Source organism: Rheinheimera texasensis, assembly GCF_964031785.1.
GTDB lineage: Bacteria > Pseudomonadota > Gammaproteobacteria > Enterobacterales > Alteromonadaceae > Pararheinheimera > Pararheinheimera texasensis_A.
Window position 1 is genome coordinate 1 of sequence record NZ_CAXIRE010000021.1, and the last position, 21,888, is coordinate 21,888.

A 21,888-nucleotide genomic window follows, 5' to 3' on the forward strand; every position below is an offset into this window, starting at 1 on the left:
CATAGCAGTAAGTAATAAATATGCGGGCATAGCTCAGTTGGTAGAGCGCTACCTTGCCAAGGTCGAGGTCACGAGTTCGAGTCTCGTTGCCCGCTCCAAATTAAAGCAAAAAGGTCTTTGGAAACAAAGACCTTTTTGCTTTTGTGGGAAAGCTGTATTTGCTGATTAAAGCACCAGCTGCTCCCGGCCAAGCTGTCTCACGGAAGCTCAATATTGAGCCAGAGAATCGTCCTCCCCATGGAAAGGGCCAGCCTGTTTTGGACGAACTTCAGCTTGTTTGTGGAAACTTCAATATGGATCTGCTTGCAGATATTATCGGTATGGCCGGCACCTCGCTGGTGGTCGGTGCCTTTTTCCTGTTACAACTCAACAAAGTATCACCCAAAGGTTTGGCCTATAACCTGATGAACCTGACCGGTGCTTTGTTTTTGTTATTCAGCCTTTGTATTAACTTCAATCTTGCCAGTTTTGTCATTGAAGTGTTCTGGATAGCTGCGTCAGTCATTGGTCTGGTGCAGTACCGCCGGAGCAGAAAGGCGCAAACAGTCGCATAAATAGCAGGTGCAAAAAAAACCGGGCAGCAGGCCCGGTTTTTTTATGGTCTCGTCCCAGCAGACTGGTTATACCCAGAAAGGCAGTATCAACTGGCAGAACAGGGTGATCAGCAGCACGCCGAAAATATTCAGCACCACGCCGGCACGGATCATGTCACGGATCTGCAACTGCCCACTGGCAAATACGATGGCATTCGGTGGCGTGCCGACCGGCATCATAAAACCCAGACTGGCCGCCAACGCTGCCGGCACCACTAAATACAATGGGGATAATTCCAGACTCAGTGCCACGGGCCCGAGGATTGGCAGAAAAGCGGCTGCAACTGCGGTATTACTGGTCAGTTCGGTCAAAAATACAATGAGCAGCGCGACACCGGCAATGATAAATAGCGCCGGTACGCCCTGTAACCCGTGAAACAACTGCGCCAGCGCATCGGACACGCCATGATGCTGCAACTGACCGGCGAGGCTCAGACCGCCACCAAATAACAGCAGCACGCCCCAGGGCAATTTTTCGCTGTCTTGCCAATTCAGCACTGGCTGGGCAGCTGCCGGGCCTTCGGTTACAGTCTTGCTGCGCGGTTGCCACACCGGTAGTAAAAACAGCGCAAAGGCGGCGGTTAACGCGATGATAGTGTCACTGAGGCTTAGCCCGCTCCATTTACTCAGCAGTGGCTGAAAAATCCAGCACAGCGCTGTCAGCAGAAAGATCAGTGCGACCTGACGCTGCGCTGCGGACAGTGGTAACGGCGATTTGTCCATCCGATGGGTTGTAGCTGGCAGCAAATGCAGCCGGAAATAAACCCGGCTCAGCCACAACCAACAGACCACTAACATGGCCAGCGCCAACGGCACTCCGAGTAGCATCCATTGGCCAAAACCGAGTTTAATTTGATAGGTTTTTTCCAGAAAAGCCGCCAGCAGCGCGTTCGGTGGAGTGCCAATTAAAGTAGCGATACCGCCGATACTGGATGCGTACGCCACGCCTAATAACAAAGCCGGTGCCAATGCCGCACGATTGCTTTGCGGCGCCACGGCGACAATCGACAAGGCGATAGGCAACATCATCACGGCCGTGGCGGTATTGGACATCCACATTGATAAAAATGCGGTGATGGCCATCAGTGCCGCCAGTTGCCGGGCAGGCGCGCCGCCAACATGGCGTAGCGCCCGCTCAGCAATTTGTTGGTGTAAACCGGTCTTTTCCAGCGCAATCGACAAACAAAAACCGCCAAAAAACATAAAAATCAGCGGATGCGCATAGGGCGAGGTCGCTGCTTCTGCGCTGCTGATCCCGAGGAGCGGAAACAACAGCATCGGCAATAACGAGGTGACCGGGATAGGCGCGGCTTCGCTGATCCACCAAATCACCATCCACAGCGTTACGCCGCAAAGCACACTGGCAGTGCTGCTAAGACCTGGCACAGACCAGAGGCTAAACAATAATAGCGCGGCAGGGCCTGCCAGCAGCCACCAGACTTGACGACGGGACATAGGGTACCTGATGGTGAGATTAAGGTGTTGTTAAAGACTCTAACTGCTTTTGCATCCCGGATCATCCATTTGTTGTGCTGCTGGTAAGTGCACAGGCTTGGACACAGGGTCTAACTCAGTTAGACTCGGTTAATTTTGCGAAAAGGAGCAGTTAAATGCTGGCTTTACAACAATATTTTCCCGATGTTTCTCCGTTGGTGTTCGGCTGTATGGGGCTGGGCGGTGACTGGAATTCTCCAACAACAACCACAGAGCAACAGCAACAGGGTTTCGCGGCCATCGAAGCCGCGCTGGAGCTTGGTTTTAACTGTTTTGACCATGCCGACATCTATACCCGTGGCAAAGCTGAAACGGTATTTGGTCAGTTTCTGGCCGCGCAGCCGCAGCTGCGGGAATGTCTGGTGTTACAAAGTAAATGCGCTATCCGTTTCGCAGACGAACATCATGTCGGGCGTTATGATTTCAGCGCTGGTTATATCGCCGACAGTGTTGAGCAAAGTTTGCGCCGGCTGCAAACCGACTATCTGGATATTCTGCTGTTGCACCGGCCAGACCCTTTGATGCAAATCGACGAAGTGGCTGAAGTGCTGCACCGGCTGCAACAAAGCGGTAAAGTCCGCCAGTTCGGTGTGTCGAATTTCGGCGCGCCACAGCAACAGCTGCTGCAATCAGCGCTGCAGCAGCCACTGGTGGTGAATCAGCTGCAAATGAGTCTGGCCAATCTGGACTGGCTGGAAGCCAATGTACTGACCGGTATGCCCCAAGGCGCTGGCCATTATTTTGGCTATGGCACTGTGGAATATTGTCAGCTGAACAAAGTACAAATTCAGGCTTGGGGCAGTCTGGCGCAAGGCCGTTTCAGTGGTGCCGGCAAAGATTTATCTGCCACTGACCAGCGTACTGCCGATTTGGTAGCAAAGCTTGCTGCAGACTATCAGGTCAGTGCTGAAGCCATCGTATTGGGCTGGCTGATGCGCCATCCGGCCGGCATCCAGCCAGTGATTGGTACTGTGAACCCTGAACGCATTCGCGCCTGCAGCCAGGCGGTGGATGTTAAGCTCAGTCGCGAACACTGGTATGCGCTGTATGTAGCCAGCCGGGGTCAGGCGTTACCCTGAGCAGGTCTTCAAAGTTTGAAGTGCAACACAACAACTTAAAAGGGAAGCAGATGGTTACGCAAAGTTTTACGCTCACTAACACCGGCAAAATTGAGTTTGCGCCGGGACAGAAATCAATCACCGCCGACAAAGGCGAGTCAGTGCAATTTGTCCTGACCAATAACAGTGGTCAGCACCTGAAGGATTGGGGGCTGTATTTTAACAATCCATTTGATGTCAGCAATTCGCTGCGTTATTCGTTTGGTGATTTGCAGGTAAACGGTAATGTCTACACGGCGGAGAAAACCATCAGTGTTGACACGGCAGAGGCTAAAGTCGCGAAGTACAACGCTTATGCGATTTACGTCACAGTGGAAAACAGCAGCGGAACAGTCACCATTTTTCAGCGTGATCCTGAGATCATCGTAAATGGCGGAGACGTTGAGGACTAGACCGTCAGATTATGTTGATGATTGCTTTTCAATTATATGGTGCTGGCGGGCTTGTTGCCTTCAGGGCGCGTCAGCACTTGCTGCTGCAATAGTTGTCTGAATTCTGGTTCAGATTGCACTGAATCAAAGTCATAACCTAACGCCAGTGCGGCTTGCAGATAGTCGACGGCCCGCTGGCGTTCGCCACTGATCTCACAGATTTGTGCTGCATTGATCAGTTGTAGCGGTTTCTTCAATGTACCTGCAGCCTTGAGTTCTTGCAGAGCTTGCCGGCTTTGGCCGTTTTTTGCCAGATAAAGACCCAGTCTGAGTCGTGCGTTTTGCAGCTTTGGTGTTTTCTCCAATAGCAGACTGACCAATCGGATCGCTTGCTGATAACTTTCTCGCGCTTTGTCCGGTTGTTGCGCCCAGCGATAGCTGTCTGCCAAATTGCCCCACAATTGGTAATTGTCTGGTTTTAACTCAACGGCCAGTGCAAAGTGCGCGCTGGCTTCAGCGTACTGCTGCTGATAAAACAGCAAAGTCCCAATGTTCGAATGATTCACGGCGTCGTCGTCGATGGCGACCGCTTGTTTAAATGTCGTCAGCGCCGCCGGGTAATCGCCGCGGCTAAATTGAATTGCCCCCAGTGTCTGCAAGACTTGTGCATTATTAGGTGCTAAACCGGCGAGTTCGCGATAACTGCGTTCCGCCTTGTCCAGCTGCTGATGCTGATAATAAAACACCGCGAGCGCATTGATAAAATACCAGTTTCGGCTGATCGCCGCCGCCTGTTGAAACTGTTGTTCAGCGGCAGCGGTTTGGCCGGCCAGATCAAAAGCACGGGCCTGACCATGGATTAACATGGCATTGTCTGGTTCTAATTGCAGTGCCTGACTGAACAGATCGATCGCCCGGGGATAGTCGCTGCGTATTTTCGCAATTTCAGCTTGTAGTGCCAGTAACCTGCTGTTTTCAGGCAGCTGCTGCGCCAACTCGTTAGTTAATTGCTCTGCTTGTGGTAACCATTGGTGGATATCGCGAAGGCGTGCCGTCTGTAACATGGCATCGATTAGGGCATAACGGGCTTCAATAAACTCAGCATCTGTTTGTACAGCCAGCAGCAGTTGCTGCAACGATTTTTCGATATTGTCTTTGTAATCATGGCGATACAAATAACTGATGCCGGTCAGATACGCTTTATACGCCGTATCATTGGTCGCACTGCCTTTGGAGAGGGGTAAAGCATCCGGCAGCTGCCAGTTCAACAGGTGCACCAGCTCAGTTCTGACTTGCTGTTGCGCCAAATCCCAGTTGTCTAATGCCAAATCCACTTCTGTAGATTTCAGGATGCGGCCGTCTGCACCGTTTTGTAGATTCAGCGACAAACGCCGGGTATTGCCAAGGTGCTGCAAGCTACCGCTGATCACCAGTTCGGTCTGAAATTGTTGGTAAATGGCTTTAGTACTGACTTCTTTGAGCTGGCCCAGTTCTGCCGGCGGTAACACCCAGACATTGCCGTTCAGCTGACCTATTTGCGCTAAATCCTGGCTCAAACTGAGCGACATCCCGGTCAGGAATTGTTGCACCGACGGATCTGCACCGATATTTTGCAGCGGCAGCAGCGCCAGGGTTTTGCCCTGACTGAGTAAACTCTGTTTATCGACGCTTTGCTGACCAAGCCACAAACTGAAAATTAGGATAATTGGAGCAAGTGCGGCCCAGAATTGCCAGCGCACCAATGGATACCAGATGCCTAAGCGCTGGCGTTGCAGTAATTCTTGCTGCAGGTTTGCTAGTAACACGGCGACTTTACTGAGATCCGCCGGGCGTTGTGACGGATGGGTGGTCAGACATTGGTCAATCAGGTTTTTTAGCGATTGCGGCAACTCCACCGGTTGCGCCGGTGGTTGTTTGATCTGTTGCACAATAGCCTGCATCGTTGCATCGGCATTTTCCCGCAGAAATGGATGCACGCCATAACAGAGCTCGTACATGATCACGCCAAAGGCAAAAACGTCGCTTTGAATAGTGGCATCCACGTCGCTTTGCAGCAGCTCTGGTGCCAGATAAGGTAACGTACCTTTGATTTGATGCGCCGTGGTGTGTTGTGACCACTGGGTGTTCAGCTGGCTGGATAACATCGGCGGTAAGCCGGCGCCTTCGGTTTCAGCCTGCTGTTGTAGCCGCCGTTGCCGGCTCGCCATACCAAAATCGAGAATTTTGACCTGTTGCGCCGGCAGGCAAACCATCAGATTGCTGGGCTTTAAATCGCGGTGGACCACGCCAGCCTGATGCGCGCTCGCCAGACCTGCGGCTATCTGCTGCAGTAAATGCAATTTATCCGGCAAACTCAGCGGGCGTTGTAAGTAATGGTCCAGCGTTTGACCTTCGAGCCATTCGGTGACGATGTAGCTTTGCTGCTCGGTTCGGGAGATGTCGTAAACAGTGACGATATTCGGATGCTGCAATGATGATGCGACGCGGGCTTCTTCCAGCAATTGCTGCTGATGAAACTGGCCCTGGCGTTGTAACTGCAGCACCTTGAGTGCGACCGGTCGTTGCAGGGCTGCATCATAGGCCTGATACACAATACCCATACCGCCTTGACCAGCCTGGCGCAGCAACTGGTAATGGCCATAAGGCGCTGCAGGCGGCAGATCGGCAGTGGGCCGGGCATGCGTGGTCGCATCCGCTGGCATCCAGGTATCCAGCTGCGACGGAAAGTCAGACTGACAAAAATCACATTGGCCGGAAGACGCTGAAATAGGCATGTCGCACTGCTGACAAATCACGCGTATTTAACCCCTCGAGCCGGATCTGAGGGGGTCACTGGCGGTATCAAGTAGTTGCAATGTGGCAGGTTTATGCGCACACACGCGGTTTTTGCCACTATTTTTCGCCTGATACATCGCCTGATCGGCACAATCAATAAAGCGGTAAGCCAGATTGTGCAGGGCATGGTGAAAGCCGGCTACACCAATACTGGCGGTGATCTTTAAGCTTACGCCTGTGACCAGCGGTTCGAGCGCGGCAATATCGGCCCGGATCCGTTCGGCATAAATCAACGCGCTGTCCGGCGAGGTGTTATTAACCAGCACAACAAATTCTTCGCCGCCCAATCGGCCGACCCGATCGGCTTTACGCGCCAGCGTTTTTAACAGACCGGCGACACAGCGCAATACTTCATCGCCGGCAAAATGGCCGTATTGGTCATTGATTTGCTTGAAGTTGTCTAGATCGATAAAAATCAGACTGCACGGCTGGCCATAACGTTTGGCCTGCTCCATCGATAAGGTGATCTGTTCTTCAATCATGCTGCGGCTGCACAAGCCGGTCAGATCGTCACAGAGCGCCCGACTGATGGTGATGGCGTTTTTCAGCGCCAGACCAAGCTGGGCCTGTAGTGTTTTACAGAATGTTTCCTGCAGCTGATTAAAACCATCGGTATGGGTGGTGTCCAGATACAGCAGGGCCAGCGTCTCGCCATTAGCCTGCAGCGGCATGGCCAATACACCCGTGACTTCGGCGTCAGGGCGCGGCGCGGCAAAGCTGGTTAGTTGGCCGGAAAACAGCAGTCTGAATTCCTGACGTTCAAAACATTCACGGGCGATCCACTCGCTAAACACAGTTCTATCATTTGCCTGAGGCGGGATATAGTTCCAACAAGCCTGCCGTTGTAGCGTTTGCCCGCGCTTATCAGCCATCAGCACAAAACCACGGCGGGCGCCCAGTACTTCAGCAATCATCGGCACTGCATGTTCGAGCAGTACCAGATAGCCTTGCGTCTGATTAACCAGAGTATTGAGGCGTTGCAACAGGCTGTTTTGCGCCGACCATTGCTGTGCCGCTTGCTGTAATTGCTGGAACTGCTGACACAGATGTTGTTGTAATTCTGATAACGGCTGCGCTTGCTGGCTTAACTGTAACAACGCGGCGAGGCTGTGTTGTTGCATATCATCGATGCGGTGTTGCAGATCATGTAAAGCCCAGACGGCAAAATCCTGTTCATGGTGTTGCGCGGCTTCGTATCGCAACGAAACTTTTTGCCGGCCAAACAAGAGTTCGCATTGCGGCGGCAGCAGCATACTTTGGGCGGGCCGCAATAAATGTTGATCAAGTTGGGTGCCAAAGCGTGAGCCTTTGTCGCGCAGCGCCGGGCCTTGTGCTGTCAGAAAGATTTCCGCATGTTGGCGCGATACACTGCTGTCATGCAGGACCAGCAGGTTGACCGGATCGCGCCCAATAGAAACAGGCGTATCGTCCAGCGTGAGCCGCACGGAATGATGCTTATCGCCTTGCAGCCAGTCGAGATCAAGCACCATGGGGTCATTCATGTTATGCACTCCGAAACGTCACGAGCCAGACTGCAGATGGTTCCAGTCGGTGGCTACCGATCGTTTAAGTCCTGCGCGTCTTCTGCGCTGTTCAGGATAAAACCGCTATTTTGCCGAGTTTATACCCGATTTAACCCCTGTAACAGTGACAATCTGCAGATATCGGTAATTTAGCCATGGCATCGTGCTGTGCCATGGCCAACGTGACTAGATCAAAAACCTTGCAGATACTGCTGTTTTGGCTGCTGCAGAATTGTCTCCCAGGAGCCATAGGTTGGGTTGGTCAGCATAAACCAGCGGCTGCCCCAATATTGCTGATATTGGTCGACCAGCTCAAAGCGTTTGGCCGGGGTAATATTGCTTTTGACCTGCGGCAGGAAATCACCAAAATCATCGCCAACCAGCATAATGACTCGATATTGTTGTGCGGCTTTTAACCGGCGGCTTTCTTTCTCTGAGGTCCAGTCTTTTTGTTCAGACTTGAGCCAGAGCTGACTGGCATCGACCTGCGTTATGCCCGTCGCCTGCAGGTTTTTCAGCGTATCGGTTTTTTGCGGGCAGCCATCTTTGACTTTGGCTCTTGGTGCACATTCACGGTTACTGATGTAGAGCACTGTTACGCCGTTTTTGCCGGCCAGATTGAGAAAATCCACCGCGCCCGGTACGGCTTTGGCTTTCGCGGCTGCAACCCAGTTATCCCAACGCTTGCCGTTAAAACCAGTGTCTTGCTCCAGAATGGCCTGGGCAGCCGCCGGGGAGTTGTCCAGAATCGTTTCGTCAATGTCGACGATGATGGCTGGTGGCAACTGCTGGAAATCGCTGGTTTGGCCCGGCAGCGCCGTCCAGTTTTTGTCTGTCAGCGCTTCTTTGAGTGTCAAACTGGCCATTTTATAAGTTTGCAGGCTGTTGGCGCGAAATTCCGCTGATGTCTGGTACCACAAAGTGGCATTGAAGTTGTCGTGTGGGGCAGAGACCGCAGCAGCGGCATACAAAATAGCGGCGGAGAAGGCCATATACAGATCCTGACAAAGAAAAACGCCGATCATACTGAGTTCAGGCTGAAATTCAACAAAAGCTGCGTTAAGCAGGGCTTTGCCAAGGCAAAACTGCGCTGGCATCGCCTGCTGGTGACTGAAGACGCAACAAAAAGGCAGCTTACGCTGCCTTCGTCGGTCTTACATATTCGGATAGTTCGGGCCGCCGCTGCCTTCTGGTGTGACCCAGCGGATATTCTGCGACGGGTCCTTGATATCACAGGTTTTGCAGTGAATGCAGTTTTGCGCATTGATCTGCAAACGTGGTTCACCGGCGTCCTGACCCACAATCTCATAAACACCGGCCGGGCAATAACGTTGTGCCGGTTCATCGTAAATCGCCAGATTCACTTTGATTGGAATAGTGCTGTCAATCAGCTGCAAATGACAAGGCTGTTCCTCTTCGTGGTTAGTGTTGGACAAAAACACGGAAGATAACTTATCAAAGCTCAATGCCTGATCCGGTTTTGGATAGGCGATTTTAGCGCAGGCCGACGCAGGCTTCAGGCAGGCATGGTCGACGCTGTTGTCTTTGAGGGTAAACGGCAGTTTGCCGCCAAACCAGTTCTGGTCGACCATATTAAAAGCGCCACCCAGAATAGAGCCAAATTTGTGCATGGCCGGACCAAAATTACGGGAGCGATATAACTCATCAAACAACCAGCTTTGTTCAAAACGGCCTTTAAAGCTTTGCAGATCCTCACCACCGGTATCACCACGGCTTAAGGCTTCAAACACCGTTTCCGCCGCCAGCATGCCGGATTTCATCGCCGTGTGATTGCCTTTGATTTTGGCAAAATTCAGTGTGCCGGCGTCACAGCCGAGTAACAGGCCGCCCGGGAAGGTCATTTTCGGCAGGCTGTTCAGGCCGCCTTTGGCAATAGCCCGGGCACCGTAACAAACGCGTTTACCGCCTTTGAGATACTGCGCAATCACCGGATGGTGTTTGTAGCGCTGGAACTCATCAAACGGGCTTAAGTGCGGGTTGCTGTAATTGAGGTCGATAATCAGGCCGACGACGATCTGGTTATTCTCGGCGTGGTACAGATAACCACCGCCAGACGTGCCTTGTTCCAATGGCCAGCCGGCGGTATGCACCACCAGGCCCGATTGGTGTTTGTTGGGGTCTATATCCCAAATCTCTTTAAAACCAATAGCATAATGCTGAGGTGAACAGTCTTTATCGAGCTGATAAAGTTTAATCAGTTCTTTGCCTAAATGACCACGGCAGCCTTCAGCAAATAGGGTGTATTTAGCACGCAGCTCCATACCGGCAACAAAACTGTTTTTCTGCTCGCCATGTTTATCCAGACCCATATCGCCGGTGATGATGCCTTTGACCACATTATCTTCGATGATAAGACTGGCTGCGCTGAAACCCGGGAAAATCTCCACGCCAAGCGCTTCAGCCTGACTGGCCAGCCAGCGGCAGACATTGCCCATTGAAACGATGTAATTGCCGGTATTGTGCATGGTTTTTGGCACGGCAAAATGCGGGATCTGGCGGGAATCATCAGCGTTTTGTAATAAATAGATATCGTCATGGCTGACCGCTGTGCTTAAAGGCGCGGCTTTGTCCTGCCAGTCAGGGATTAGTTCATTCAGGGCGCGTGGTTCAAACACGGCACCGGATAAAATGTGGGCGCCGACTTCAGAGCCTTTTTCCACGACACAGACGGTCAGTTCAGAACCTGCGGCTTTTGCCTGTTGCATCAGTTTGATCGCCGCTGATAAGCCCGCCGGACCGGCACCGACTACGACTACATCAAACTCCATCGATTCCCGTTCCATTTGCCACCTCGCTGCTGTGATTTGCGCTGCATCAACAGTTTCTGCACTGTTAACTGCTATTCTTGTCTGGTTTTTTTAAAAGCGTTGTCGGCAAGGGTATTTCAGGTTGACGTTAACGTCAACACTGGTTAGATTGTCCGGCATTGAAATGGTCTGAAGTTTACCTTTACGTAAACTTGACCCGAAAACAGCAGGGGTGTGCATTGATGAAAATTCTGGTGCCGGTCAAACGGGTGATTGATTACAACGTAAAAGTGCGGGTGAAAGCCGACCAGAGCGGCGTGGACCTGGCTAATGTCAAAATGGCGCTGAACCCTTTCTGTGAAATTGCAGTTGAAGAAGCGGTGCGGTTAAAAGAAGCCGGTGTTGCCACCGAAGTGGTGGTGGTGTCGATTGGACCTGGTCTGGCGCAGGAACAATTGCGTACAGCACTGGCGTTAGGCGCTGATCGCGCCATTTTACTGGAAACTGAACAAAGCCTTGAATCGCTGCAAGTAGCGAAACTACTGGCCAAAGTTGTTGCGAATGAGCAGCCACAGCTGGTGATCCTCGGCAAACAAGCCATTGATTCTGATAACAATCAGACAGCACAAATGCTGGCGGCTTTAACTGGCATGGGCCAGGGCACTTTTGCCTCAAAGGTGGTGGTTGCTGATGGTACAGTGAATGTCACCCGCGAAATCGATGGTGGCCTGCAAACCGTGGCGCTAAATTTACCAGCGGTAGTTTCGACAGACCTGCGTTTAAACGAACCACGTTATGCATCGCTGCCAAATATTATGAAAGCCAAGAAAAAACCTTTGGATGTGATCGCAGCCGATTCAATGGGCGTGTCATTGCACAGCCAGATTAAAGTGCTGAAAGTCACAGCGCCGGCGACTCGTCAGGCGGGTGTCAAAGTGGATTCAGTCGACACGCTGGTCGACAAGTTAAAGCATGAAGCGAAGGTGATCTGATGGCCATTTTAATCATTGCCGAACATAACAACGTCTTATTAAAAGCCGATACGGCGAAAACACTCACTGCAGCACTGGCAATCGGTGGTGATATCCACGTACTGGTTGCCGGGCAAAACTGCCAGAGCGTTGCCGCTGATGCTGCTGCGCTGCAGGGCGTCAGTAAAGTAATAGTGGCTGATGCAGCTGCCTACCAACATCAACTGGCTGAAGAAATGGCGGCGTTGGTGTTGTCTGTGGCTTCGGGTTACAGCCATATTCTGGCTTCAGCCACTACCAACGGTAAGAATTTCCTGCCACGCGTGGCGGCCATGCTCGATGTTGGGCAAATCTCCGACATTATTGCGGTAGAGAGTGCCGACACTTTTGTCCGGCCAATCTATGCCGGTAATGCCATTGCCACAGTGCAAAGCGCTGATGCGGTAAAAGTTATCACAGTGCGTAGTTCGGCCTTTGCCGCCACAGCAAATGGTGGTTCAGCGGCGATTGAAGCTATTGCTCCGGCTGCAGCTGCAGGTTTATCGGTCTTCGTCGACGAACAACTGACTAAATCTGAGCGTCCTGAGCTGACTGCCGCTTCTGTGATTATCTCCGGCGGTCGTGGCATGCAAAACGGTGATAACTTCAAATTACTCGAAGGTATTGCGGATAAGCTGAATGCTGCCATTGGTGCCAGTCGTGCTGCAGTTGACGCCGGTTTTGTACCAAACGATATGCAAGTCGGCCAGACTGGTAAAATTGTCGCGCCGGACTTGTATATTGCGGTTGGTATCTCCGGTGCTATCCAGCATTTAGCCGGTATGAAAGACTCTAAAGTCATTGTGGCGATTAACAAAGACCCGGAAGCGCCTATTTTTCAGGTGGCGGATTACGGCCTGGTCGGCGATTTATTCGCTATTCTGCCAGAGCTTGAAGCCAAACTTTGACCTGTTGCTTGTGGAAAAAGGTCGCTTAGGCGACCTTTTTTTATGTACAGGATGTACGGTACACCGACAATGCAGGAGCAATTGTCGGTGAATGACAGGATGTACGGTACAGTGAATCAGGGATTTCAGGATGCCAAGCTGTTGGCATCCTGCCTGATAAACGCTTCGAGCAAGGTGTTTTCTGTCATACTCGCTGACAATTTTTGTACAAGTGTTTGCGCAGCGTCTCTTGACTGCAAGTACTGGCTTGTTAATCTATCTGCCTTACATCATTTTAACAATTTGCGGCAGTGCGCTTGCTCAGGGAAGTTTGAATGTCATTGTTACGTACATGTTCGTTGGTTTCATTGCTGTGGCTCGCTGGTTGTGCCCAAACGCCGCCACAGAATCAAAATTTACTGACTGAACTTGATGGACCGCTGGCACAAATGCAGGTCGATGGCCGCCAGTTATATCAACGCATGCAAAAGCTGACGGCGGATAAAAGCTGCAACACTGACCAACAATGTCAGGTTATCGGTATAGGCTCGCGGCCTTGTGGTGGTCCTGAGCAGTTTTTATTGTTCTCTACACAGCAGACGGATCAGAAAATGCTGACCATTACCAACGACCGCTACACCAGAATAAGGCAGGAACAGCAACAGCGTTTAGGATTACGCAGTACCTGCCAGCAACTACCGGCACCGGTGCCGGCCTGCCGGCAACAGCAATGTGTGTTACTGGATGCGCAGCGTTAAAAAAAGACTTTGAATAAAAAAAGCCGCTATTCAGCGGCTTTTTTACTCTGGCAATGCAGCTTATTTATGCTGACTGTCTTTAAACTGTTCACAGCTGACTTTATCCACGCATTCGCCATACAGATACAGGCTATGGTGGGTTAGCTTGATGCCATTTTTTTCGGAAATTTCCAGCTGTTTGCGTTCGATTTCGTCATCTTCAAACTCAATGACTTTACCGCAGTTCAGGCAAACCAGATGGTCGTGGTGATCAATACGGCTTAGTTCAAACACCGATTTGCCACCTTCAAAATGATGGCGGGTGACAATGCCGGCATCGTCAAACTGGTTCAGTACCCGATAGACGGTTGCAAGGCCGATGTCTTCACCAATTTCCAGCAGGATTTTGTACACGTCTTCAGCACTGATATGCTGATGTGCCGGGTCCTGCAGGATCTCCAGGATTTTTACGCGGGGCAACGTGACTTTTAAACCTGCTTTTCGCAGCTCGCTGTTATGATCTGGCATGAGGGCATCACTAAAAAATATGGTTACCGGATTATAAGACTATTAATCGCTTGAGGAAAAGCGAAAATTGGCTTGTCGGCCGGATCGCTGGTCAGGCGCTGTGAAAAGCGGCATAATCACAGGACAGACCAGTTGAGGAGCAACAAATGAAATGGGCGTTTAAACCCGGTGTCATGCGGCATTTACTAAATTTCTGGCCGCCATTCTGGTTTAACGGTATCAAAGTCGCCGTGCTTTCAAGTGATTATCGTTATGCTAAAGTCGAATTGAGTGACAGGCCCTGGCGGCGCAATATCAATAGCAGCCAGTTTGGCGGTTCGATGTTTGCGATGACCGATCCGATTTACCCCTTGTTGCTGATGGGCGCCATGGGCAAAACCTATATGGTCTGGGATAAAAAAGCTGACATCGATTTTATCCGGCCTGGCCGTGGCACCCTGACCGCTGAATTCTGGTTGCATGACGCGACAATTGCCGAGATTAAAACCGCCACCGATGATGGGCAGAAGTATTTCCCGCAGTTTCTGGTGCTGGTAAAAAACAAAGCCGGTGAGGTGGTTTGCGAAGTCAACCGCACTGTGTATATTCGAAAGAAACCACAACACAGAGAAAACTAAAGGCAGGGTAATCATGCTGGGACTTCGTACTGTCATTTATCCGGTCGCTGATTTGGCGGCAGCAACTGCATGGTATCAACAGGTGTTTCAAACCGGGCCTTATTTTAATCAGCCATTTTATGTTGGCTTTGCCATCGGCGGTTTTGAGCTGGGGCTGGTGCCGGACGGGCAACCCAGCCGTGATGGCCAGGTGGTTTACTGGGGCACTGAAGACATCGATGCTGAACTCGAAAGGATCAGGGCGCTAGGTGCTGTTGTGGTTGCTGCAGTGACCGATGTCGGCGAGGGGATCAGGGTGGCAAGTCTGGGTGACCCATTTGGCAATGTGCTGGGGTTGATTCAAAATCCGCTGTTTAATTTAGCCCAGGTGCGCTAAACCGATCTGACTTGCAAAGACAACAAAGCCACCTGTTGGTGGCTTTGTTATTTAACCGAACTGCTAATCAGAGACCTTCAAGGTCTTTCAGGCTCAGCTCATCATAAACTTGCTTACACCATTGCTTGATCCGTGCTTCGCTCAGTTCTGGCTGACGGTCTTCGTCGATACCCAAACCAACGAAATGGTCGTTATCGACCAAGGCTTTGGAGGCGACGAAATTGTAGCCTTTGGTTGGCCAGTGACCGACGATGATAGCGCCTTTAGGTTCAATAATGTCACGCAGGGTGCCCATAGCATCTAGGAAATACTCAGCGTAGTCTTCCTGATCGCCACAGCCAAAAATTGCCACCAGCTTGTTATTAAAATCAATGTTTTCCAGTTCAGGGAAAAAGTCATCCCAGTCACATTGCGCTTCGCCGTAGTACCAGGTCGGGATCCCGAACAGCAGCAGGTCAAAAGCGGCGATGTCTTCTTTTGAGCTCTTGGCAATATCGTGAACATCAACCAGATTTTTACCCAGTTCTTTCTGGATTTGTTTTGCGACATGTTCAGTGTTACCGGTGTCGCTGCCAAAGAAAATACCAACAGTAGCCATAATTCAGCCTTCTTACTTTGTTATCAACGGCTTTGCTAAAGCCTGCGTTAACAGTTGTTCGATCAACGCACTGCGGGTAGTCTGCAGTGCCTGTGCTCTTGCATCCAGCTTTTGATACAAATCTTCCGGTATCTTCGACTCAATGCGTTTTAACCCTTTACTGCGATCTCGCCGCACCTGATTGCGCTTATTCAGTTTCAGCTGTTCTTCACGCGGCAGAGGATTGGTTTTCGGTCGACCCGGACGCTTTTCATGGGCGAACAGGTCAATTGTCGTTCTGTCGCTGGAAATTTTTGCCATCAGCCCATGCCCTGTGACTCGTAAATAACCTGAATAATTCCTTTGGCAATAAAACCAAAGCATCCAAGAAACAATACCAGCCAGACAAAAATTCTGCCGAATTTTGGCACATCACCTTTTTTCAGCACGTCCTGAATTGCCATCCCAATCAGGAAAAACAATGCAGCCAGCGCAAACCAGGTGCCAAAGGTTTCAATTTGTTCCATGTACTGATTTAACATGTCGGAGACCTGCAAAAAAAACCCGCGCAATATAGCACAAAGCGCAACAGAAAAAATTGCGTCAACTCAATAAAAAGTCTGCAGTAATTTTGGCAAAAGCCGCCGGTTTTTCGGCGTGCAGCCAATGGCCGGTGCCTTCAATGACTTTAGCGCGGGCCTTTGGAAACAGTTGTTGGATTTGTGGCTGATGTTCCGCCAGCAAATAATCGGAATTGCCGCCTTTGATAAACAGCACCGGAGCCTCAAAGGAGCCGGTGGCTTGTGGTGCAGCCAGCACCTGCGGGTATTGCGCGGTAAGCGCAGCCAGATTAAAACGCCACTGAAAACCCAGGTCGGTTTTCTGCAGGCTTTTGAGCAGGAAAGCGCGGGTGCCGGCATCGCTGATGCCTTGTTGTAACTGGCGGTCGGCGTCTTTGCGATCGGTAAGCGTGGTCAAATCGATACTATTTAATGCATCGAGGATACTCAGGTGACGGGCCTGACTGACCACCGGCGAAATATCTGCCAGTACCAGCTTGCTGACCCGCGTTGGGAATGAAAGCGCCAGTTGCATGGCCGCTTTGCCACCCATCGAATGCCCCAGCACCGCCGCGGTTGGGATGTTCAAAGCGTCCATGGTTTCTACCAGATCAGCAGCCATCAACGGGTAACTGAGTGCATCGCTATGGCCAGAGCGGCCATGGTTGCGCAAATCAATGTTGATCACGCGAAAACGGTCGGCTAACAACCGGGCTATCATGCCGAGATTTTCGCCACTGCCGAACAGTCCGTGAATTAATAACAACGGAGTCCCTTGGCCTGTGATGTCGGTATGTAATATCATGGATTTCCTCTTGATTCTGCCGCGGGTCTGCCGCTGGGCTGATTGGCCGTGCCGGACACGCGGGCAATGTCATTTTGGGTCTTTTAAAGGTATTTACATGAACACAATCGAAATTGACGACGAGCTTTATCACTTTATCGCCGGACAGACCCAACGCATTGGCGAGAGTGCCAATGATATTTTGCGCCGTATTCTACTGAATAAGCAGTCGGTTGCCCAGCCAGCTGCTGTGGCTGCAGCTGTCGCAGAAAATTCAAAATCCGGCCAGAAAGTCTTTGATATCCTGAGCAAACAGGATTTACAGGCAGAGTTGTCTGTTGTTGGCCGCTTTTTGATTATCCTGTCGGCACTGGCCCGGGCTCACAAACAAGATTTTGCTCAGGTGCTGGATATTAAAGGCCGTAACCGGGTGTATTTCGGCCGTAGTGACACAGATTTGCTGGAAGCGGGCAGTAGCACCAATCCAAAACAAATTCCTAACAGTGAATTTTGGGTGATCACGAACTCCAATACCACGCGGAAAAAAATGATGCTGACAGAAGCGGCATTAAAACTTGGCTACAGCGCAGAAGAAGCAGAAACGATCCGCGATTTTCTCTGATCTGCGCCAGTGACAGCGAGCCGGCTTTGCGCCGGCCTTTGTCCGGCTCCACGATTTGAAAAGGAAGCTTTATGTCGTTACATCCATTGGCCGGCCAGCAGGTGCCCCGCGCGATGCTGGAAAATATCCCCCGTCTTTGCAGTCACTATTACACCATCATTCCTGATTTAACCGACGCCGCACAGCGGGTTGCCTTCGGTACTTCCGGTCATCGGGGCGTGGCAAGCGCAGGTTCCTTTAATGAAGCGCATATCCTGGCGGTCTGTCAGGCGGTCGCCGAATATCGTGCTATGCAGGGAATTTCCGGGCCGATGTTTGTTGGCAAAGATACTCATGCTTTATCTGAGCCTGCGTTTCAGACTGCTCTGCAGGTATTGATTGCCAATGGCGTAACAGTCAAAGTACAACAAGGCTTTGGTTTTACGCCGACACCTGTGGTGTCGCATGCCATCCTGAATTTTAACCGCGGCCAAAGCGGCTCGCAGGCCGATGGTTTAATTATTACGCCGTCGCATAATCCGCCGTCAGATGGTGGCATCAAATACAATCCGCCACATGGTGGACCGGCCGATACGGACGCGACCGGCTGGATTGAACAACGCGCTAATCAGTTGATTGAACAGCATTTATCTGGCGTTCAACGGGTTAGCCTTCATGAGGCACTGGCAAGTCCGCTGTGCCAAAGCCATGACTATATCAGCGCTTATGTTGAAGATTTACAGCATGTAGTGGATATGGACGCTATTCGCGCTGCCGGCATCCGCATCGGCGTCGATCCGCTTGGTGGTTCAGGCCTTGAATATTGGCCGGTTATTGCTAAACGCTATGGCATTGATTTAACCGTGGTCAACGACCAGATTGACCCGAGTTTTGCTTTTATGCCACTGGATAAAGACGGCAAAATCCGCATGGATTGCAGCTCGCCCTGGTCGATGGCCAATCTGATTAAACTCAAAGACGATTTTGATATCGGCGTTGGCAACGATGCGGATTTTGACCGTCATGGCATCGTCACTCAAAGTGGTGGCTTGCTCAATCCAAATCATTATCTGGCGGTTGCAATCGATTATTTGCTGGCGAACCGGCCTTTGTGGCCGCAGTCGGTCAAAATCGGCAAAACTCTGGTGTCCAGTGCGCTGATTGACCGCGTTGTTGCGGGGCAGCAACGTCCACTCTACGAAGTGCCGGTTGGCTTTAAATGGTTTGTGCCAGGATTGTTTGACGGCAGTCTTGGTTTTGGTGGTGAAGAGAGCGCCGGCGCCAGTTTCCTGCGCTTTGACGGCACTGTCTGGTCGACCGACAAAGACGGCTTTATTCTCGGTTTATTAGCGGCAGAAATTTATGCCAAAACTAATCAGGACCCGCATCAGCGTTATTTGGCGCTGACTGAGAAATACGGTGCGCCTTTGTACCGCCGTCTCGATGCTCCGGCATCTATGGCGCAAAAAGCGGCGCTGAAAAAACTTGATGTATCCAGCGTCACGCAAACCACGCTGGCTGGTGATGATATTCTCGCTGTGATGAACCGGGCGCCGGGCAATCAGGCCGACATTGGTGGCGTCAAAGTCGTCACTGCCAACGGCTGGTTCGCCGCGCGGCCGTCAGGTACCGAAAACAGTTATAAAATCTATCTGGAAAGTTTTGTTGGCCCGGCGCACCTCGATGCGCTGGAGCAGGATGCTAAAGCCTTTGTGGCTGAGGTCTTCCGCCGCGCCGGCTGATTGTCAAGGCTTTGCATTCGTATGTAATTGGGTTACAGAATGCAAAGCGATACCTTTAGTTTCTTGCATTATCACGGTCTATTCTGTAATTTTGTTACATGATTATTTTGCTCTGGACTTTCGAAGTTAATCGATTAAGATCCAGATAAAGCGACGGTCATCGGACCCTTAACAGCTGGAACCTTATTATGAAAGCCAAAGTTACGACTGCTCCTGCCACGACTGCTGTCGGAGCGCGGCCAAATGCCGTGGAACTGAAAGAACGCATCGTCCGCCATTTGCACAGCACCCTCGGCACCGACGTCAACAAAGCCAGTCCACAAGCCTGGTGGCGTGCCACCTGCGCCTCGGTTAACGAATACGTGTTTGATGGTTTGCGCAACACACAACGCACGCACTATCAACAAAATACCCGCGCCGTGCATTATTTCAGTCTGGAATACCTGATGGGCCGTTTGTTCAGTAACAACCTGCATAATCTGGGTTTTTACGAAGAAGCCAAACAGGCACTGCTGGAGCTCGGCATTAATATTGCCGATCTGGAAGAGCAGGAAGAAGACATGGCGCTTGGCAATGGCGGTCTGGGTCGTCTTGCTGCTTGTTTTATTGACTCCATGGCGACGCTGAATTACCCGGCCATTGGTTATGGTATTCACTACGAACACGGCCTGTTTAAGCAGGAGTTTCAGCACGGCATGCAAATCGAGCGGCCGGATTCCTGGCGCGAATATGGTAATCCGTGGGAGATTTGCCGGCCGGAATCGGCGCAGGAAATTTCCGTCTACGGTTATGTTGAAACGGTGTATGACTTACAAGGCCGGATGAAAAAAGTCTGGCACCCGGGCCGCATCATTAAAGCGGTGCCTTGGGATATTCCGGTGGTGGGTTACAACGGCAGCTCAGTCAACGTGCTGCGTCTGTGGGAAAGTCGCGCCAGTGATTTTTTTAACTGGGACGTGTTTAACTCAGGCGGTTATGTCGACGCGGCGCGCGAGAATATCGAAGCCGAAACTATTTCCAAAGTGCTGTACCCAAATGATGAAACTGAAGCAGGCAAAGAACTGCGCCTGATTCAGCAGTATTTCTTCTGCTCCAGTTCGCTCAAAGACATCATCCGCCGGTATAAACGTGCGCAGGGTGATGACTGGTCACAGTTTGCCAAACAAGTGGTTATCCAGTTAAACGACACACACCCGACGGTAGCTATCCCGGAACTGATGCGGATTTTGGTCGATCGCGCTGAGATGACCTGGGATGACGCCTGGAATATCTGTCAGCATGTGTTTGCTTACACCAACCACACATTGCTGCCAGAAGCGCTGGAGCGCTGGCCGGTACGGTTATTTGAAAAAGTATTGCCGCGCCACCTGGAAATCATCTACGAAATTAACCGCCGGTTCCTGGTCGAGCAGGTCGACGTGCGCTGGCCGGGTGATGTCGAGAAAAAACGCAAACTGTCGATCATTGAAGAAGGCCACGAGCCGATGGTGCGGATGGGCCATTTGTGTGTGGTCGGTTCGTTCCGCGTCAATGGCGTGGCGGAAATTCACTCGCAGCTGGTGCAATCGGACTTATTCCCGGAAATGGTTGCACTGTGGCCAGACAAGTTCACCAATATTACCAATGGTGTGACGCCACGGCGCTGGTTAAAAGCTTGTAACCCACGCCTGGCAAAATTACTGGATAACACCATTGGCACCACCTGGCCCACGCAGCTGACCGAGCTTGCCAAGTTAAAAGCTTTTGCCGATGACCCGGCGATGCAAGACGCTTTTATGGCCATCAAACAGCAAAACAAGGCTGAACTGGCCACTGAAGTGAAAAAGCTGACCGGTGTGGATATAGACCCGCATGCGCTTTTTGACGTGCAGATTAAACGCTTGCACGAATACAAACGCCAGCATCTGAATTTGCTGCACATTCTGGCCTTATACCGCCGGATTCTGCAAAACCCTGATTACGACATGGTGCCGCGAGTGTTCCTGTTTGGCGCCAAAGCGGCGCCCGGATATAAACTGGCGAAGGAAATTATCTACGCGATCAATAAAATTGCCGACAAGATTAACCACGATAAACGGGTGAAAAACCGGATTAAAGTGGTGTTTATGCCAAATTATCGTGTCAGCCTCGCCGAGAAAATGATCCCGGCGGCCGATGTGTCTGAGCAAATCTCAACGGCCGGTAAAGAAGCGTCCGGCACCGGCAATATGAAGCTGGCACTCAATGGTGCTGTCACTGTCGGCACGCTGGATGGTGCCAATATCGAAATCGCTGAAGAAGTCGGTGCGGACAATATTGCGATTTTTGGTCTGACCGTCGACGAAGTCAAAGCGCTGTATCAGCAAGGCTACAATCCGCATGATTATTACCTGAATAACCCGGAACTGAAGGCCATTCTGGATTGGCTGGAAACCGATTATTTCACGCCGGGTAAGCCGGGTGAGCTGGCGGCTATTAAACGCAGCCTGCTGGAAGGTGGCGACCATTATCTGGTGCTGGCGGACTTTGCTTCGTATTGCGAAGCGCAGCAACAAATCGACACTTGGTACCGTGACCGCAGTGGCTGGGCGCGTAAAGCCATGCTGAACACGGCTAGCGTGGCGAAGTTCAACTCGGACCGGTCGATTGAAGACTATGTGGAACGGGTCTGGCAGCTTGAGCGCTGCAATATCACGGTAAAACCCTGAGCAAATAAAAAAAGCCGCTGAAAAGCGGCTTTTTTGTCAGGCAACATTCACAGGTAATATTCACAGGCAACATTCACCAG

General features: G+C 51.3%; 21 protein-coding genes and 1 tRNA gene. 12 read left to right on the forward strand and 10 right to left on the reverse strand.

What is annotated here, in order from left to right:
• The first annotated feature begins 22 nt into the window (after positions 1-22).
• Positions 23-98, forward strand: a tRNA-Gly gene (locus ABNT34_RS11465).
• A 60-nt stretch (positions 99-158) separates the two neighbouring features.
• Positions 159-554: a hypothetical protein gene (locus ABNT34_RS11470; RefSeq protein ID WP_348731734.1), complete on the forward strand. Its 396-nt coding sequence runs from the start codon at positions 159-161 to the stop codon at positions 552-554.
• 66 nt (positions 555-620) lie between these two features.
• Here ABNT34_RS11470 and ABNT34_RS11475 read toward each other — a convergent pair whose 3' ends face one another.
• Positions 621-2,048, reverse strand: a complete 1,428-nt coding sequence (locus ABNT34_RS11475) for an SLC13 family permease (RefSeq protein ID WP_348731736.1) — start codon at positions 2,046-2,048, stop codon at positions 621-623.
• Positions 2,049-2,203: 155 nt separating this feature from the next.
• Between ABNT34_RS11475 and ABNT34_RS11480 the strand changes: the two genes are divergently transcribed.
• Together ABNT34_RS11480 and ABNT34_RS11485 are read left to right on the forward strand one after the other, a co-directional pair.
• A complete protein-coding gene (locus tag ABNT34_RS11480; protein ID WP_348731737.1) occupies positions 2,204-3,166 on the forward strand; it encodes an aldo/keto reductase in 963 nt (320 codons plus the stop codon).
• 50 nt (positions 3,167-3,216) lie between these two features.
• Positions 3,217-3,597: a hypothetical protein gene (locus ABNT34_RS11485; RefSeq protein ID WP_348731739.1), complete on the forward strand. Its 381-nt coding sequence runs from the start codon at positions 3,217-3,219 to the stop codon at positions 3,595-3,597.
• A 32-nt stretch (positions 3,598-3,629) separates the two neighbouring features.
• Here the strand turns inward: ABNT34_RS11485 and ABNT34_RS11490 are convergent, their stop codons facing one another.
• The 4 genes from ABNT34_RS11490 to ABNT34_RS11505 all read right to left on the reverse strand — a co-directional run bounded on the left by ABNT34_RS11490 (position 3,630) and on the right by ABNT34_RS11505 (position 10,759).
• Positions 3,630-6,350: a protein kinase gene (locus tag ABNT34_RS11490; protein ID WP_348731741.1), complete on the reverse strand. Its 2,721-nt coding sequence runs from the start codon at positions 6,348-6,350 to the stop codon at positions 3,630-3,632.
• Positions 6,351-6,377: 27 nt separating this feature from the next.
• A complete protein-coding gene (locus ABNT34_RS11495) occupies positions 6,378-7,913 on the reverse strand; it encodes a diguanylate cyclase (protein ID WP_348731743.1) in 1,536 nt (511 codons plus the stop codon).
• Between the two features lie 212 nt (positions 7,914-8,125).
• Positions 8,126-8,926, reverse strand: a complete 801-nt coding sequence (locus tag ABNT34_RS11500) for an HAD family acid phosphatase (protein ID WP_348731745.1) — start codon at positions 8,924-8,926, stop codon at positions 8,126-8,128.
• 162 nt (positions 8,927-9,088) lie between these two features.
• Positions 9,089-10,759 carry an electron transfer flavoprotein-ubiquinone oxidoreductase gene (locus ABNT34_RS11505; RefSeq protein WP_348733709.1) on the reverse strand — a complete coding sequence of 557 codons (1,671 nt, stop codon included), beginning with the start codon at positions 10,757-10,759 and terminating at the stop codon, positions 9,089-9,091.
• Positions 10,760-10,944: 185 nt separating this feature from the next.
• Between ABNT34_RS11505 and ABNT34_RS11510 the strand changes: the two genes are divergently transcribed.
• The 3 genes from ABNT34_RS11510 to ABNT34_RS11520 all read left to right on the forward strand — a co-directional run bounded on the left by ABNT34_RS11510 (position 10,945) and on the right by ABNT34_RS11520 (position 13,357).
• On the forward strand, positions 10,945-11,694 hold the full coding sequence (locus tag ABNT34_RS11510; protein ID WP_348731747.1) for an electron transfer flavoprotein subunit beta/FixA family protein: 750 nt from the start codon (positions 10,945-10,947) through the stop codon (positions 11,692-11,694).
• A complete protein-coding gene (locus ABNT34_RS11515) occupies positions 11,694-12,620 on the forward strand; it encodes an FAD-binding protein (RefSeq protein WP_348731749.1) in 927 nt (308 codons plus the stop codon). The genes ABNT34_RS11510 and ABNT34_RS11515 overlap by 1 nt, the downstream gene beginning before the upstream one ends.
• A 314-nt stretch (positions 12,621-12,934) precedes the next feature.
• Positions 12,935-13,357 carry a hypothetical protein gene (locus tag ABNT34_RS11520; RefSeq protein ID WP_348731751.1) on the forward strand — a complete coding sequence of 141 codons (423 nt, stop codon included), beginning with the start codon at positions 12,935-12,937 and terminating at the stop codon, positions 13,355-13,357.
• Positions 13,358-13,417: 60 nt separating this feature from the next.
• On the opposite strand, the gene fur is transcribed toward ABNT34_RS11520, so the two are convergent.
• On the reverse strand, positions 13,418-13,864 hold the full coding sequence (gene fur / locus ABNT34_RS11525; RefSeq protein WP_348731753.1) for a ferric iron uptake transcriptional regulator: 447 nt from the start codon (positions 13,862-13,864) through the stop codon (positions 13,418-13,420).
• Positions 13,865-14,010: 146 nt separating this feature from the next.
• Between fur and ABNT34_RS11530 the strand changes: the two genes are divergently transcribed.
• Both ABNT34_RS11530 and ABNT34_RS11535 read left to right on the forward strand, forming a co-directional pair.
• Positions 14,011-14,481 (forward strand): DUF4442 domain-containing protein, encoded by a 471-nt coding sequence (locus ABNT34_RS11530; RefSeq protein ID WP_348731755.1) that lies wholly within the window; start codon positions 14,011-14,013, stop codon positions 14,479-14,481.
• A gap of 13 nt (positions 14,482-14,494) precedes the next feature.
• Positions 14,495-14,857, forward strand: coding sequence for a VOC family protein (locus tag ABNT34_RS11535; protein ID WP_348731757.1), 363 nt, complete (start codon positions 14,495-14,497; stop codon positions 14,855-14,857).
• Between the two features lie 67 nt (positions 14,858-14,924).
• Here ABNT34_RS11535 and fldA read toward each other — a convergent pair whose 3' ends face one another.
• From fldA to ABNT34_RS11555, 4 genes are all read right to left on the reverse strand, one after another.
• Positions 14,925-15,455 carry a flavodoxin FldA gene (gene fldA, locus ABNT34_RS11540; protein WP_348731759.1) on the reverse strand — a complete coding sequence of 177 codons (531 nt, stop codon included), beginning with the start codon at positions 15,453-15,455 and terminating at the stop codon, positions 14,925-14,927.
• Positions 15,456-15,467: 12 nt separating this feature from the next.
• Positions 15,468-15,755, reverse strand: coding sequence for a LexA regulated protein (gene ybfE, locus ABNT34_RS11545; RefSeq protein WP_348731761.1), 288 nt, complete (start codon positions 15,753-15,755; stop codon positions 15,468-15,470).
• Positions 15,755-15,976, reverse strand: a complete 222-nt coding sequence (locus ABNT34_RS11550) for a DUF2788 domain-containing protein (RefSeq protein WP_031564354.1) — start codon at positions 15,974-15,976, stop codon at positions 15,755-15,757. The genes ybfE and ABNT34_RS11550 overlap by 1 nt, the downstream gene beginning before the upstream one ends.
• 61 nt (positions 15,977-16,037) lie before the next feature.
• Complete coding sequence (locus ABNT34_RS11555; protein WP_348731763.1) at positions 16,038-16,799, reverse strand: alpha/beta fold hydrolase; 762 nt, start codon at positions 16,797-16,799, stop codon at positions 16,038-16,040.
• A gap of 97 nt (positions 16,800-16,896) precedes the next feature.
• On the opposite strand from ABNT34_RS11555, the gene ABNT34_RS11560 reads away from it, so the two are divergent.
• From ABNT34_RS11560 to ABNT34_RS11570, 3 genes are all read left to right on the forward strand, one after another.
• Positions 16,897-17,400, forward strand: coding sequence for a replication initiation regulator SeqA (locus ABNT34_RS11560; protein WP_348731765.1), 504 nt, complete (start codon positions 16,897-16,899; stop codon positions 17,398-17,400).
• A gap of 71 nt (positions 17,401-17,471) precedes the next feature.
• On the forward strand, positions 17,472-19,121 hold the full coding sequence (gene pgm, locus ABNT34_RS11565) for a phosphoglucomutase (alpha-D-glucose-1,6-bisphosphate-dependent) (RefSeq protein WP_348731767.1): 1,650 nt from the start codon (positions 17,472-17,474) through the stop codon (positions 19,119-19,121).
• A gap of 188 nt (positions 19,122-19,309) precedes the next feature.
• Complete coding sequence (locus tag ABNT34_RS11570; protein ID WP_348731769.1) at positions 19,310-21,808, forward strand: glycogen/starch/alpha-glucan phosphorylase; 2,499 nt, start codon at positions 19,310-19,312, stop codon at positions 21,806-21,808.
• Positions 21,809-21,888 lie beyond the last annotated feature (80 nt).

Excerpts from the sequence above, each read along its gene's own strand:
- ABNT34_RS11475 (WP_348731736.1), bottom strand. The coding sequence starts at position 2,048 with ATGTCCCGTCGTCAAGTCTGGTGGCTGCTGGCAGGCCCTGCCGCGCTA.
- ABNT34_RS11480 (WP_348731737.1), top strand. The coding sequence starts at position 2,204 with ATGCTGGCTTTACAACAATATTTTCCCGATGTTTCTCCGTTGGTGTTC.
- ABNT34_RS11485 (WP_348731739.1), top strand. The coding sequence starts at position 3,217 with ATGGTTACGCAAAGTTTTACGCTCACTAACACCGGCAAAATTGAGTTT.
- ABNT34_RS11490 (WP_348731741.1), bottom strand. The coding sequence starts at position 6,350 with ATGCCTATTTCAGCGTCTTCCGGCCAATGTGATTTTTGTCAGTCTGAC.
- ABNT34_RS11495 (WP_348731743.1), bottom strand. The coding sequence starts at position 7,913 with ATGAATGACCCCATGGTGCTTGATCTCGACTGGCTGCAAGGCGATAAG.
- ABNT34_RS11500 (WP_348731745.1), bottom strand. The coding sequence starts at position 8,926 with ATGGCCTTCTCCGCCGCTATTTTGTATGCCGCTGCTGCGGTCTCTGCC.
- ABNT34_RS11510 (WP_348731747.1), top strand. The coding sequence starts at position 10,945 with ATGAAAATTCTGGTGCCGGTCAAACGGGTGATTGATTACAACGTAAAA.
- ABNT34_RS11515 (WP_348731749.1), top strand. The coding sequence starts at position 11,694 with ATGGCCATTTTAATCATTGCCGAACATAACAACGTCTTATTAAAAGCC.
- ABNT34_RS11520 (WP_348731751.1), top strand. The coding sequence starts at position 12,935 with ATGTCATTGTTACGTACATGTTCGTTGGTTTCATTGCTGTGGCTCGCT.
- fur (WP_348731753.1), bottom strand. The coding sequence starts at position 13,864 with ATGCCAGATCATAACAGCGAGCTGCGAAAAGCAGGTTTAAAAGTCACG.
- ABNT34_RS11530 (WP_348731755.1), top strand. The coding sequence starts at position 14,011 with ATGAAATGGGCGTTTAAACCCGGTGTCATGCGGCATTTACTAAATTTC.
- ABNT34_RS11535 (WP_348731757.1), top strand. The coding sequence starts at position 14,495 with ATGCTGGGACTTCGTACTGTCATTTATCCGGTCGCTGATTTGGCGGCA.
- fldA (WP_348731759.1), bottom strand. The coding sequence starts at position 15,455 with ATGGCTACTGTTGGTATTTTCTTTGGCAGCGACACCGGTAACACTGAA.
- ybfE (WP_348731761.1), bottom strand. The coding sequence starts at position 15,755 with ATGGCAAAAATTTCCAGCGACAGAACGACAATTGACCTGTTCGCCCAT.
- ABNT34_RS11550 (WP_031564354.1), bottom strand. The coding sequence starts at position 15,976 with ATGTTAAATCAGTACATGGAACAAATTGAAACCTTTGGCACCTGGTTT.
- ABNT34_RS11555 (WP_348731763.1), bottom strand. The coding sequence starts at position 16,799 with ATGATATTACATACCGACATCACAGGCCAAGGGACTCCGTTGTTATTA.
- ABNT34_RS11560 (WP_348731765.1), top strand. The coding sequence starts at position 16,897 with ATGAACACAATCGAAATTGACGACGAGCTTTATCACTTTATCGCCGGA.
- pgm (WP_348731767.1), top strand. The coding sequence starts at position 17,472 with ATGTCGTTACATCCATTGGCCGGCCAGCAGGTGCCCCGCGCGATGCTG.
- ABNT34_RS11570 (WP_348731769.1), top strand. The coding sequence starts at position 19,310 with ATGAAAGCCAAAGTTACGACTGCTCCTGCCACGACTGCTGTCGGAGCG.